The following is an 11,900-nucleotide window of genomic DNA, read 5'->3' as shown; positions in this document are numbered from 1 at the left end:
CTGTAATATGAATACCTTAAAGCTAACTGTAATTCTTTTACTTACAACAATTTACTCATTTGCCAGTGTGTCTACATCCGAAAAAGATGCATTATTAGCCTTATATAATGCCACAAATGGAAGTGAGTGGAACTCTGCATGGAATTTAGACGAACCTATTGATACCTGGTATGGTGTTAAAATAGAGGATAATCAAATAGTTGAAATTAATCTTCAATTTAACAACCTACAAGGTAGTCTACCTCAAGAAATTGGAAATTTAGTTTTTTTAAGAAAATTAAATTTTGGTTTCAATAAATTATCAGGAACAATTCCTGCCTCATTAAAAAACCTAAAAAACTTAACAGATTTAGAATTATATATGAATCGTTTTGAAGGAAGTATACCTTCAGAGTTAGGAGAATTGAAAAAATTAGAGTCTTTAAAATTATATAGCAATCAACTTACAGGAGAAATCCCTAACTCTTTAATGGGTTTAACAAACTTAAAAGAGCTTTTATTAGGGAGCAACTTTTTGACTGGTAATATCCCAAGAGAGATTTATGCGTTATCGAAACTGCAAAAATTGAGTCTTATGGACAATAAAATGGATGGTGAAATACCAGTTGAAATCGCTCAGTTGAAAAACTTGGAAGAGTTATTATTATCAACTAATCAATTTACGGGGAATTTACCAATTGATTTAATCAATTTAACAAAGTTAAATACTTTAATGGTAAGTGATAATAAATTAAACCAAGAATATATTAGTGTATCCGGAAAAAACCCTCCAGTATTAGGATTGCTAGAAGCACAAAATTCAACTGCAGTAATGGATATTGAAAAGGAATAAAAAAAGTTTTATAAATTATAGTTTCTAATAGCCATCTTTTTGATGGCTATTTTTTTTTAACTTTAATAATGGAAGAATATTTTTTTACATGTCCTTATTGTTGGGAAAACATTTCTATGCTTTTTGATAGTTCTATATCAAGTCAATCTTATATCGAAGATTGTGAGGTTTGCTGTAACCCCATTCAAGTTTCTGTAACATTTTCCAATGCAGAATTATTAGATATTCAGGTGGTAAGTATTGGTCAATAATATTTTTATGTTTTCTTATTGTAGAAATTAAAAAGGATTGTATATTTGCAGTCCAATATCGCGGGATAGAGCAGTAGGTAGCTCGTCGGGCTCATAACCCGAAGGTCACTGGTTCGAGTCCAGTTCCCGCTACAAAATTTAAAATAGACGTAATCAACGGTTTAGGTTTTCTCTAAACCGTTTTTTTATGTCTACATTTAAACAAATTCTTACTTTTGCATACGAAAGTGAATACGAAAGTGCATACGATTTGTCAAAAAAGAAACTTTTTTCCAGCCCAAAAATCTATACAGCCAACGGAAATTTATCCAAGCGATGGTATGTGTATTTTTCCTTTCGAGACCCCAGTACAGGTAAACTAAAGCGTCTCACTCCTTTTTATGGATCAGCAAACACTTATAAAACCAAGGAAGAGCGTATGGAAGTACTTACAGTATATCGTAAAGTATTATTAAAGCTCTTAAAACAAGGTTATAACCCTTTTAAAGATAACACAGCGTTATATCAAAAATTACAAAGAAAAACTAAAACCACACCTTCAACAACTGAAGCAAGCACCCAACAAAAAGAAGCGGAACAGAGCTTAAATCAACCCCAAGAAGTTCCCAATCTATCATTGAGGGCTGCGTTTGATTATGGTTTAAAGCTCAAAGAAAAATTAGTAGGTGCACGTACTTTAAAAGATTATAGCAATAAAATAGATCTGCTGTTAAAATGGTTGGATAAAAACCATCCAAATATTAAAACAATTGACGCTTTAGATAAACAGTTGGTTCTTCAGTTTTTAAACCATGTTTTAGATAAAACCTCTCCACGTAATAGGAATAATTATCGAGCCGATATAGGTAGCATTATGCAAGTGTTGGAGGATAATGATGTTATTGGACAGAACTTTTTAAAAAACATACCCATATTAAAATCAAAACCAGAACGCAATAAAACCTATACGTTAGAAACTCAAGAATCCATCTTCAAGCATCTAAAAGAAAAAGACCCTATTTTATTGTTGTACATTAAATTCATTTCATATGGTTTTCTAAGACCTATTGAAGTTTGTCGATTGAAAGTCGGAAATATTAATTTACAAAACAAAACTCTTCAGTTTAAAGCAAAGAATAGTCAGTTTAAAACAAAAATTATCCCTCAAATATTATTGGATGATTTGCCAGATTTGTCAAGCCTAAATCCTGAAGACACCTTATTCACTCCAGACAAAATTGGTGGTGAATGGGAAACTAATGAAACCAATAAAAGAGATTATTTTAGTAAGCGTTTTAAAAAGGTAATCAAAGATCATTTTAAATTAGGAAAAGACTATGGCTTATACAGTTTTAGACATACCTATATAACTAAAGTATATAGAGCACTCGTTATGGAGTACGCACCTTTCGAGGCAAAAAGTAAACTTATGCTTATTACAGGACATACATCAATGAATGCCCTAGAGAAATACCTAAGAGATATTGACGCTGAGTTACCACCTGATTTTTCAGAAATGCTAAAGAAAAAACAATGAGTGAGCAAACATTACATCAGTTTCATCTAAGCTTGATTCCAAATCTTATTAAAGAGTTATATTTCTTTATCCCAGAGAAAGAGATCCGACCAGATATTATTGAAACCCTAGATGCGCTGAAGAAATATAATTTTTTAAACACAGTTTTAGTCTTCGATGAATATGAAGGTCCGATTCATTATGTAGCGGGAAGAAGCAATAAACAAATTTTATTAAAGGAGGGCGATTTAGAAAAGAACATTTTCAAACTATTAGAAAAGAAAAGTGAGGGTAAAGCGCATGAATTTAATTATGTATTAAACAAATATTTTGAATTTGTTGAAACCATGTTCTATATAGTTAAATGGATGTATCACAACCCCATTGAAATGATACAAATCGATAGCAATTTATCTGGAATATTCTATATTCAATATGAAAGTTATAAAAAGCATTTCGAGGTATTAGTAAAATCCTTTTATGATAGTAAAGAAACCATTCCAAAAGGAAACTTTAATGCTCACGATATCATCGATACTTATTTCCCTGATGTTGTCAATAATTTTAAAAAGAAAGGACCAAGTTTAAACCTTGAAAATTGGATTAAGAAATTTAAAACTAACACGCCTGAAAAAACGACTACACCACCACTACCAACCAATAAAAAAGACAAAAAACCACTTATAACGGAAGCTAAAGCAGAAAAAATATTGTTGCAAACATTTTTTAATATTGGTAAAAAATAGTATATTATACGTAAATTAAACGTTTAATTTACGTATAATAATGAAAAAGACAACCATTTGCAACCATTGTGGTAGTGAGTACACCCCAAGACGTAGAGGTGTACAAAAGTTTTGTAGCAACTCTTGTAGAAGTCGGAGTTGGTTACTAAAGCAGAACAAAACAAAACCCCATAAAACAACTCTAGAGCAGAATAAAATTCAAGTTCCTACGGTTCAAAGCACTCCAAAAAAAGAGACTATATCATTAACTGGTGCTGCAAATGCAGCATTGGGTGCAGCAGCCGTTGATTTGGCCAAATATGTATTTACCCCTGAGGATAATAAAAATGCTACAAAAAGAGATATTAAAGAGTTAAAATCCGTCATTAAAGGTCAACGCTATTTTGAAGTAAAAAATATTCCAAAGGATAATAATGGCAAGATGGCTTACTATGATATTGATACTGGGTTTATGGTTTATTTGTAAATATATTTAACCTCAGATAATTGCATTTTTTATCTCTTATCAAAAAAATATCAAGAATAAATTTTTTAAGTATAACTTGTTTAAAAAGGGAATAAATGCTGGATAAGTTGTAACCATTCAACTATTTGATGAAAGCAAAAATTAAATTAGTTAATACACTTAAATAATGAATAAAATAATAAATTAGTAATTATGGAATAACCAGAATGGACTAAACGCCTAATTAAGCAATGATGAAACTAAGAGACAAAAATCCAGCCCTAATTCTTATAGACGTTCAAAAGGCCTTTTTAAATGAAGACTATTGGGGTGGGAACAGAAATAACCCTGAAGCTGAAATTATTTGCGGAAAGATTTTAGCCAAATGGAGGAAATGCAGACTGCCTATTTTTCATATTAGACATAGTTCAAAGAGCCTAAATTCTTTGCTGCATGAATCAAATTCTGGCTTTGATTTTAATGAACATGCTATGCCATTGGACAACGAGCCAATAATAACAAAAAATGTGAATAGCGCGTTTATAGGAACAGATTTAAAAGAGCATTTAGATATATTTAAAATTAATACTTTAGTACTCGTTGGGTTAACAACGAATCATTGTGTGTCCACCACAACACGAATGGCTGGCAACTTTGGTTATGAAACCTATTTAATTTCAGACGCTACTGCTACGTTTGATCGAATTGGTGTTGATGGTGTATTATATGATTCTGAAATTATTCACCAAACTACCCTTGCTAGTTTAAATGAAGAGTTTGCTACGGTTTGGAAATCAGACAAATTATTAAGTGAATTGTAAAAGAGATATTATTAAACACCAACTAGTATCTGAAATGACTATAACCCTTAGAGAAGCGGAAAAGAATGAAATTAACTGGATTAACTTAAAGTATCAAGAAGTAAATTTTATTGAATCTAATTTTGATAATGAGTTTATTGTGATTGCTGAGTGTGATGCTAAACCTTGTGGTTTAGGTCGATTAATAATTATAGATAACGATAATTTAGAGCTCAGTGGAATATATGTGTTTAATGATTATAGAGGACTGAATATTTCGCATGAGATTATTAAGTTTTTGCTTGAAAATCATACTTTTAATCAAAACATTATTTGGTGCTTGCCATTTACTCACCTTAAAAATAATTACTTTCGAGTTGGGTTTAGCGAGTATAAAATAAAAAAAACTAACATTCCAATGAAAATACTTAAAAAGTACAATTGGTGCTCAACAAATTACAAAAGTAAGGTTCTATTACTTCATAAAAGAAAATGACACAAATAATAGACTTAAGCCAAGAGATTTTTTCAGGAATGCCTGTATATAAAGGCCTTCCTGAAGTTAAAATGACGGTTCATGCAACTCATGAAGAATGGGACAATATAAAGGATAGTCATACGGTTACTCCGAGCGTATACAAGCTAGAGTTAGGTGAGCATACAGGAACCCATGTTGATGCTTTTAATCACATGTCAATAGAGAATAAAGGGCAATCTATAGATACCATGCCACTTACTATGTTTTATACTGAAGGCATCTGTTTAGATTTTTCACAAAAAGGACTCAGAGCACTAATAACTTCTTCAGACATACAAAAAGCTTGTGAAAAATCTCAATTACAAATAAAAAAAGGAGATACCGTTTTATTTTATACAGACCATTTTCGAAATTATTATGGGACAGAAAACTGGGGAAATGGACCTGGTATAACAGCCGAAGCAACTCGTTGGTTAGGAAATAAAGAAATTGCTGCCTTTGGAGTAGAAACTATGTCTCCTGGTGTGCCAAACGTTTCAAACAAGGAAGTGCACAAAATTTGTGGTGAATTGGGCTTTACGCATTATGAAAACATGATAAACCTCCATCTATTAATTAATAAAGGGCGTTTTAGGTTCATTGCTTTACCTTTAAAAATAAGAGGAGGAACAGGATCTCCAGTAAGGGCCATAGCTGTTTTTGAAGAGAATTAGTATAAACAAGTATCAACGCAAACGAAAAAAACATTATTTTAGTTATTCGGAATAGTGACATTGAAAACATAGAAAAGTTTATTAGAATTTGTGAATAATGTCAACTAGATTAATGTTTTGAAACTACACATAAAAAATATGGTTTGCAACCGTTGTATCATGGTTGTAAGAACTGAATTTGAAAAGCTCGGTTATAAACCCTTGTCAGTAAAACTGGGTGAAGTAAAATTAAGTAAAGAACTAACTTCTCAAGAAAAGGCAGAAATTGCAATGGTAATGGAAAGTTTTGGGTTCTCTATTATAGATGATAAAAAAAGCCAATTAATTGAAAAAATAAAAACGTTAATTGTTGAATTGGTTCATCAACAAAACAACGATATTAAAACAAACCTTTCAACCTATTTAAGCAGTCATTTAAATCATGACTATAATTATATTACCAATCTTTTTTCAGAGGTTGTTGGAACCACCATAGAGAAGTATTTTATTTCTCAAAAAATTGAGCGCGTAAAAGAACTCCTTGTTTATGATGAGTTCACTTTAAGTGAAATAGCGTATCAACTTAACTATTCAAGTGTTGCGCATTTAAGTAATCAATTTAAAAAAGTCACAGGGCTTACCCCAAGTCATTTTAAAGATATTCGCTCCAATAAGAGAAAATCATTGGACGAGGTGTAATCTTGTAAATCTTTCCCAAAAAGGTGTAATAAAAAAAGAAGTTAAAGTTGTCAACTTTGCATTGTAATTTAAAATACTATAATTATGACAACTTTAGCATCAAAACCAATGTATATTCCACTTGAAGGTGTGGAAAGCGAACATTGTGCGTTAATCGTAGATAAAGGCTTAAATCAAGTAAAACATATTCAATCTCATAAAGTCGAAATCAATAACAAGAGAGCTGTTATTGAGTCATCTAAAATGGCTACAGCAGTTCCAGAGGCAGTTCAGGCAATTCGTGATTTAGGCTATGATGTTACTACCATAAAAAACACTTTTCCAGTATTAGATATGACCTGTGCTGCTTGTGCCGTTAGTGTTGAGAGCATAATAAGTTATGTAGAAGGCGTAGTAAAAGCTTCAGTGAATTTTGCAACAGCATCCGTCACTGTTGAATATCTACCTAATACCGTCACAGCTGAAGACTTAAAAACAGCTGTACAATCTGTTGGGTATGATTTATTGATTGATAAGGACGATAATGTCTCTCAAACTTTAGAAGACTTACATGAGAAAAAGTTCAATCAACTAAAATGGCGCACTATATATGCCACTCTTTTTTCAATTCCTGTGGTTGTCATTGGGATGTTCTTTATGGAGATGCCTTACGCTAATTACATCATGTGGGTATTATCTACACCAGTTATTTTATGGTTTGGTAAGGATTTTTACATAAATGCTTATAAACAAGCCAAACATCGATCAACCAATATGGATACCTTGGTGGCTTTAAGTACGGGTGTCGCTTATGTTTTTAGTGTATTTAATACTTTGTTTGCTGATTTTTGGCATGCAAGAGGTATACACGCGCATGTGTATTTTGAAACTGCTGCGGTTGTTATAGCATTTATATTATTAGGAAAGCTTTTGGAAGAAAAAGCGAAAGGAAACACATCAACTGCCATCAAAAAATTGATGGGTTTACAACCTAAATCGGTAATTGTAATTAATAGTCATGGTGAACATGTTGAAACTGCTATTGATAAAGTCATGAAGGATGATATCATTTTAGTAAAACCAGGAGAAAAAATAGCAGTTGATGGTGTGGTAATTAGTGGTAGTTCCTATGTTGATGAAAGCATGTTGAGTGGAGAACCTGTGCCTGTTTTAAAAAATGAAAATGATAAGGTGTTTGCAGGAACCATTAACCAAAAAGGGGGCTTTCAATTTAAAGCAGAAAAAGTGGGAGCAGAAACGATGCTCGCTCAAATAATAAGAATGGTGCAAGATGCCCAAGGTAGTAAAGCTCCCGTTCAAAAATTAGTGGATAAAATAGCAGGTATTTTTGTGCCTATCGTTATAGGTATTTCTCTTATCTCCTTTGCATCTTGGATGATTCTTGGTGGAGAAAATGGGTTTACTCAAGGTTTAATTGCGCTTGTAACCGTTTTGGTAATCGCTTGTCCTTGTGCACTTGGTTTAGCAACACCGACCGCTATTATGGTTGGCGTTGGGAAAGGTGCAGAAAAAGGAATTTTAATTAAAGATGCCGAAAGTTTAGAATTGACTAAAAATGTTAATGCCATCGTGTTAGATAAAACGGGTACCATTACCGAAGGAAAACCTGTTGTCACAAACATGGATTGGCTGGATGATGATGATATTTTAAAAGAAGTTCTATTTAGCATTGAAAAACAATCGGAACACCCATTAGCAGAAGCGGTTATCAATCATTTAGATGCTGTTGCTATGGTGGAAATATCCGAATTTGAGAGTATCACAGGTCGTGGTGCAAAAGCTAACTTTAATTCTGAAACCTATTATGTAGGAAATCAAAAACTATTGAATGAGAATGCTATCAAAATTTCTGAACAGTTACAAGATAAAGCAGCTCAATGGAGTAGCGAATCTAAAACTGTTATTTGGTTTTCAAATTCAAAAGAAGCCTTGGCTGTATTAGCCATAGCTGATAAGATTAAAGAATCCTCTTTAGAAGCCATTAAGCATTTAAAACATTTAGGAATAGAAGTCTATATGTTAACTGGAGACAATGAGGCAACAGCCAAAGCCATTGCTTTACAAACGGGTATTGAACATTTCCAAGCCGAAGTGATGCCTGAACAAAAAGCAGCTTTTGTAAAAAATTTACAAGCCAAAGGTAAAATTGTGGCGATGGTGGGTGATGGTATTAACGATAGTGCTGCATTGGCACAAGCGAATGTTAGTATTGCTATGGGCAAAGGAAGCGATATTGCTATGGACGTTGCGAAAATGACTATCATTTCGTCAGATTTAAATAAAATCCCTATGGCCATTAAATTATCAAAGCAAACGGTTGCTGCAATACGTCAAAACTTGTTTTGGGCATTTATCTACAATATTATTGGTATTCCAATTGCAGCTGGTATTTTATACCCCATCAACGGATTTTTACTTAACCCAATGATTGCTGGTGCAGCCATGGCTTTTAGTAGTGTAAGTGTAGTGGGCAATAGTTTGCTTTTAAAGCTTAAAAAATAAATTAATCTTGTAAATCAATTAAATAATTATGTAAATGTTAACTCATTGATATTTAGGAAATTTACAGTAGTAATAACCATTAAAAAATAATAAAATGAAAATTTTAAAACTTCAAATTCCAAACATGCAAAGTGCACATTGCCAAATGCGCGTAAACAAAGCACTACACACTATTCCTGGTGCTACATCTATTAACACAAAATCTGGTGAAGCCTACATTTCTATGCCAAACGAAATGCCAGCTGCCGAGGCCATAATAGCTGTAGAAAAAGCTGGGTATTATGTTTCTGATATTTATGAAAGTATGATGAATACTGCTAATGGTACAGAGCCTTATACTGAACTTGCTCATTGTTAATTTTAAGATTATGAAAACAAAAGTAATTGTAGTTTTCATGTTCATGTTAATTGGACATGTTTTCGCTCAAAAAAATACTCAAAGTATTCTTAGAAGTTATATTAAATTGAAAGATGCTTTTGTTAAAAGTGATAGTGGTCAAATAAGTAATACCGCTATCGAATTCACAAAAGTAATAGAAACTGAAAGTGATTTTACTGATAAAAAAAGTTTACTTGAAGCAGTTGAAAAAATCACAAGAACTAAAGACATAGAAAAACAGCGAGAAGCATTTTCAGTGCTGTCTAAAATTTTTTGGACTATTATTAAGGTGGCAGATCATATCAAGGAAACTATTTATTACCAATATTGCCCTATGAAAAAAGCCTATTGGTTGAGCACAGACTCTGTAATCAAAAACCCATATTATGGGTCAAAAATGTTGAGTTGCGGAAGCGTTTCAGAAAGAAAAAATTAATAGCAATGAAATCTAAATTTCTTATTATTTCAACACTTTTTTTGGGCATAATATCTTATGCCCAAAAAACGGTTAAATATGATTTGTATGTTAAAGATACCATCGTAAATTATACTGGAAAGGACCAAAAGGCAATAGCAATCAATGGCAAATTGCCTGCTCCTACGCTGTATTTCACAGAAGGAGATATAGCCGAGATTCATGTTCATAATAAAATGCATCATGAAACTTCAATTCATTGGCATGGGTTATTGCTTCCTAATGAACAAGACGGAGTTCCGTATTTAACTACAGCACCGATTAAACCACATTCAACTCATATTTACAGTTTTCCTATAAAACAAAGTGGTACGTATTGGTATCATTCGCATACCATGCTACAAGAACAAATTGGGATGTATGGAGCAATCGTGATTCATAAACCAAACGAGAAACCGATAAATGAAGAGGTGGTTCTTTTAAGTGACTGGAGTGACGAAAATCCGCATCAGATTGAACGCTCTTTGCATAATGCAACAGATTGGTATATGATAAAAAAAAATGCTGTTCAAAGTTATTCAGAAGCACTTAAAGAAGGTTATTTTAAAACAAAGCTAACCAATGAATGGAAGCGAATGCATGCTATGGATGTTAGTGATGTGTATTATGAGAATTTTTTACTCAACGGTTTAAAAGAACAACTGGCTAAGTATAAAGCTGGCGATACTGTTAGATTAAGAGTTATTAATGGAAGTGCTTCTACCTACTTCTGGTTGAATTATTCCGGTGGAAAAATTACTGTTGTCGCAACAGATGGTGTAGATGTTGAACCTGTACAAGTAGATCGTTTGATCATTGGTGTTTCGGAAATTTATGATGTCCTGGTTACCATTCCTAAAGACAATAAATCCTATCAATTTATGGCGACTGCCGAAGACAGAACGGGTTTTGCATCATTATGGTTAGGAAATGGAGAGAAGGTATTCCACGAGCCATTGCCTCGCTTAAAGTACTTTGAAGGAATGAAAATGATGAACAACATGATGACTTTAGGTGGAAATATGAACGATATGGGAATGAATATGAGTCTGCAACAAATGGATATGAATACAATAATGTATCCTGAAATAGTAGATTCTGGTGATGAAGAATTGCCTGTAACCCTTAATTATGCGATGCTTAAATCACCTGTAAAAACAACATTACCAGATGTGCCATTTCGTGAATTACATTTTGAATTAACAGGAAATATGAATCGATATGTCTGGACATTAAACAATAAAACTATTTCAGAAAGCGATAAAATAAAAATAAAAGCAGGAGAAAACATCCGCATAGTCATTACAAATAATTCCATGATGAGGCATCCGATGCACTTGCACGGGCATTTTTTTAGAGTTATCAACGGTCAAGGTGATTATGCACCACTTAAAAACGTGATTGACATTATGCCTATGGAAACGGATACTATTGAGTTTAATGCTTCAGAAGAATATGGTGATTGGTATTTTCATTGTCATATTCTCTACCATATGATGTCCGGCATGGGACGGATTTTTACTTATGAAAATACACCACCCAATCCACAATTGCCAAACCCAAAACAGGCTTTAAGAAAAGTGTATAATGATGATCGGCGATTTTATTTTGGCTCTGAAATCAGTTTAGAAAGTAATGGGACTGATGGTGAGCTGTGGTTTATGAATACGCGCTGGAAGTTTGATGCTGAATGGCGTTTAGGGTTAAATGACACAGACGGCTATGAAACAGAAAGCCATTTTGGACGATATATGGATAAAAACCAATTCATGTTTTTATATGCAGGTTGGGATTGGCGCTACCGCGATGAAAAAGAAACAGAAACCAATTTATTTGGCCAAACCAATACGAAAAATAATCGTGGTGTTGTTCATTTAGGATTTGAATATACCTTACCATTTTTCATTGCTGCAGATGTATCTGTTGATCACACAGGATATGTTCGTCTTCAATTAAAACGAGAAGATATTCCTTTGACCAAGAGATTACGACTTTGGGGCATGTATAACACGGATTTCGAGTATAATTTTGGAGCAAAATACATACTTACAAAATACATTTCTGCGTCCTCACATTATGATAGTGATATGGGATTTGGAGCTGGATTGACCTTTACATATTAAAACT

At 32.9% G+C, this 11,900-nt stretch carries 13 protein-coding genes and 1 tRNA gene; all 14 read left to right on the top strand.

Annotated elements, in window-relative coordinates; all coding sequences use genetic code 11:
- Positions 1 to 7: 7 nt before the first annotated feature.
- The 14 genes from L3X39_RS00180 (at position 8) to L3X39_RS00115 (ending at position 11,896) form a co-directional block, all read left to right on the top strand.
- A complete protein-coding gene (locus L3X39_RS00180) occupies positions 8 to 832 on the top strand; it encodes a Two component regulator three Y domain protein (RefSeq protein ID WP_237229349.1) in 825 nt (274 codons plus the stop codon).
- Between the two features lie 68 nt (positions 833 to 900).
- Complete coding sequence (locus L3X39_RS00175) at positions 901 to 1,083, top strand: CPXCG motif-containing cysteine-rich protein (protein ID WP_237229348.1); 183 nt, start codon at positions 901 to 903, stop codon at positions 1,081 to 1,083.
- Positions 1,084 to 1,142: 59 nt separating this feature from the next.
- Positions 1,143 to 1,215: transfer RNA gene (locus L3X39_RS00170), tRNA-Met, on the top strand.
- Between the two features lie 55 nt (positions 1,216 to 1,270).
- Positions 1,271 to 2,599 (top strand): tyrosine-type recombinase/integrase, encoded by a 1,329-nt coding sequence (locus L3X39_RS00165; protein WP_237229347.1) that lies wholly within the window; start codon positions 1,271 to 1,273, stop codon positions 2,597 to 2,599.
- A complete protein-coding gene (locus L3X39_RS00160; RefSeq protein ID WP_237229346.1) occupies positions 2,596 to 3,324 on the top strand; it encodes a hypothetical protein in 729 nt (242 codons plus the stop codon). The genes L3X39_RS00165 and L3X39_RS00160 overlap by 4 nt, the downstream gene beginning before the upstream one ends.
- A gap of 40 nt (positions 3,325 to 3,364) precedes the next feature.
- On the top strand, positions 3,365 to 3,790 hold the full coding sequence (locus tag L3X39_RS00155) for a hypothetical protein (protein ID WP_237229345.1): 426 nt from the start codon (positions 3,365 to 3,367) through the stop codon (positions 3,788 to 3,790).
- 233 nt (positions 3,791 to 4,023) lie between these two features.
- Complete coding sequence (locus L3X39_RS00150; protein WP_237230623.1) at positions 4,024 to 4,590, top strand: cysteine hydrolase family protein; 567 nt, start codon at positions 4,024 to 4,026, stop codon at positions 4,588 to 4,590.
- Complete coding sequence (locus tag L3X39_RS00145) at positions 4,580 to 5,065, top strand: GNAT family N-acetyltransferase (protein ID WP_237229344.1); 486 nt, start codon at positions 4,580 to 4,582, stop codon at positions 5,063 to 5,065. The genes L3X39_RS00150 and L3X39_RS00145 overlap by 11 nt, the downstream gene beginning before the upstream one ends.
- Entirely contained in the window at positions 5,062 to 5,760 is a 699-nt protein-coding gene (locus L3X39_RS00140; RefSeq protein WP_237229343.1) for a cyclase family protein, read from the top strand. The genes L3X39_RS00145 and L3X39_RS00140 overlap by 4 nt, the downstream gene beginning before the upstream one ends.
- Before the next feature lie 159 nt (positions 5,761 to 5,919).
- A complete protein-coding gene (locus tag L3X39_RS00135) occupies positions 5,920 to 6,438 on the top strand; it encodes a helix-turn-helix domain-containing protein (protein ID WP_237229342.1) in 519 nt (172 codons plus the stop codon).
- Between the two features lie 84 nt (positions 6,439 to 6,522).
- Positions 6,523 to 8,940, top strand: coding sequence for a heavy metal translocating P-type ATPase (locus L3X39_RS00130; protein WP_237229341.1), 2,418 nt, complete (start codon positions 6,523 to 6,525; stop codon positions 8,938 to 8,940).
- A 94-nt stretch (positions 8,941 to 9,034) separates the two neighbouring features.
- Positions 9,035 to 9,298, top strand: a complete 264-nt coding sequence (locus tag L3X39_RS00125; protein WP_237229340.1) for a heavy-metal-associated domain-containing protein — start codon at positions 9,035 to 9,037, stop codon at positions 9,296 to 9,298.
- A 10-nt stretch (positions 9,299 to 9,308) separates the two neighbouring features.
- Positions 9,309 to 9,755, top strand: a complete 447-nt coding sequence (locus L3X39_RS00120; RefSeq protein ID WP_237229339.1) for a DUF3347 domain-containing protein — start codon at positions 9,309 to 9,311, stop codon at positions 9,753 to 9,755.
- 5 nt (positions 9,756 to 9,760) lie between these two features.
- Positions 9,761 to 11,896: a multicopper oxidase domain-containing protein gene (locus tag L3X39_RS00115; protein ID WP_237229338.1), complete on the top strand. Its 2,136-nt coding sequence runs from the start codon at positions 9,761 to 9,763 to the stop codon at positions 11,894 to 11,896.
- Positions 11,897 to 11,900 lie beyond the last annotated feature (4 nt).

This window comes from Flaviramulus multivorans (assembly GCF_021728415.1).
GTDB lineage: Bacteria > Bacteroidota > Bacteroidia > Flavobacteriales > Flavobacteriaceae > Sabulilitoribacter > Sabulilitoribacter multivorans.
Note: the sequence above shows the minus strand (reverse complement) of the source record. Positions and strands in the feature narration are given on the sequence as shown.

What these genes read in the sequence shown, in the direction of transcription:
- L3X39_RS00180 (WP_237229349.1), top strand. Translation starts at nt 8, where the DNA reads ATGAATACCTTAAAGCTAACTGTAATTCTTTTACTTACAACAATTTAC.
- L3X39_RS00175 (WP_237229348.1), top strand. Translation starts at nt 901, where the DNA reads ATGGAAGAATATTTTTTTACATGTCCTTATTGTTGGGAAAACATTTCT.
- L3X39_RS00165 (WP_237229347.1), top strand. Translation starts at nt 1,271, where the DNA reads ATGTCTACATTTAAACAAATTCTTACTTTTGCATACGAAAGTGAATAC.
- L3X39_RS00160 (WP_237229346.1), top strand. Translation starts at nt 2,596, where the DNA reads ATGAGTGAGCAAACATTACATCAGTTTCATCTAAGCTTGATTCCAAAT.
- L3X39_RS00155 (WP_237229345.1), top strand. Translation starts at nt 3,365, where the DNA reads ATGAAAAAGACAACCATTTGCAACCATTGTGGTAGTGAGTACACCCCA.
- L3X39_RS00150 (WP_237230623.1), top strand. Translation starts at nt 4,024, where the DNA reads ATGAAACTAAGAGACAAAAATCCAGCCCTAATTCTTATAGACGTTCAA.
- L3X39_RS00140 (WP_237229343.1), top strand. Translation starts at nt 5,062, where the DNA reads ATGACACAAATAATAGACTTAAGCCAAGAGATTTTTTCAGGAATGCCT.
- L3X39_RS00135 (WP_237229342.1), top strand. Translation starts at nt 5,920, where the DNA reads ATGGTTGTAAGAACTGAATTTGAAAAGCTCGGTTATAAACCCTTGTCA.
- L3X39_RS00130 (WP_237229341.1), top strand. Translation starts at nt 6,523, where the DNA reads ATGACAACTTTAGCATCAAAACCAATGTATATTCCACTTGAAGGTGTG.
- L3X39_RS00125 (WP_237229340.1), top strand. Translation starts at nt 9,035, where the DNA reads ATGAAAATTTTAAAACTTCAAATTCCAAACATGCAAAGTGCACATTGC.
- L3X39_RS00120 (WP_237229339.1), top strand. Translation starts at nt 9,309, where the DNA reads ATGAAAACAAAAGTAATTGTAGTTTTCATGTTCATGTTAATTGGACAT.
- L3X39_RS00115 (WP_237229338.1), top strand. Translation starts at nt 9,761, where the DNA reads ATGAAATCTAAATTTCTTATTATTTCAACACTTTTTTTGGGCATAATA.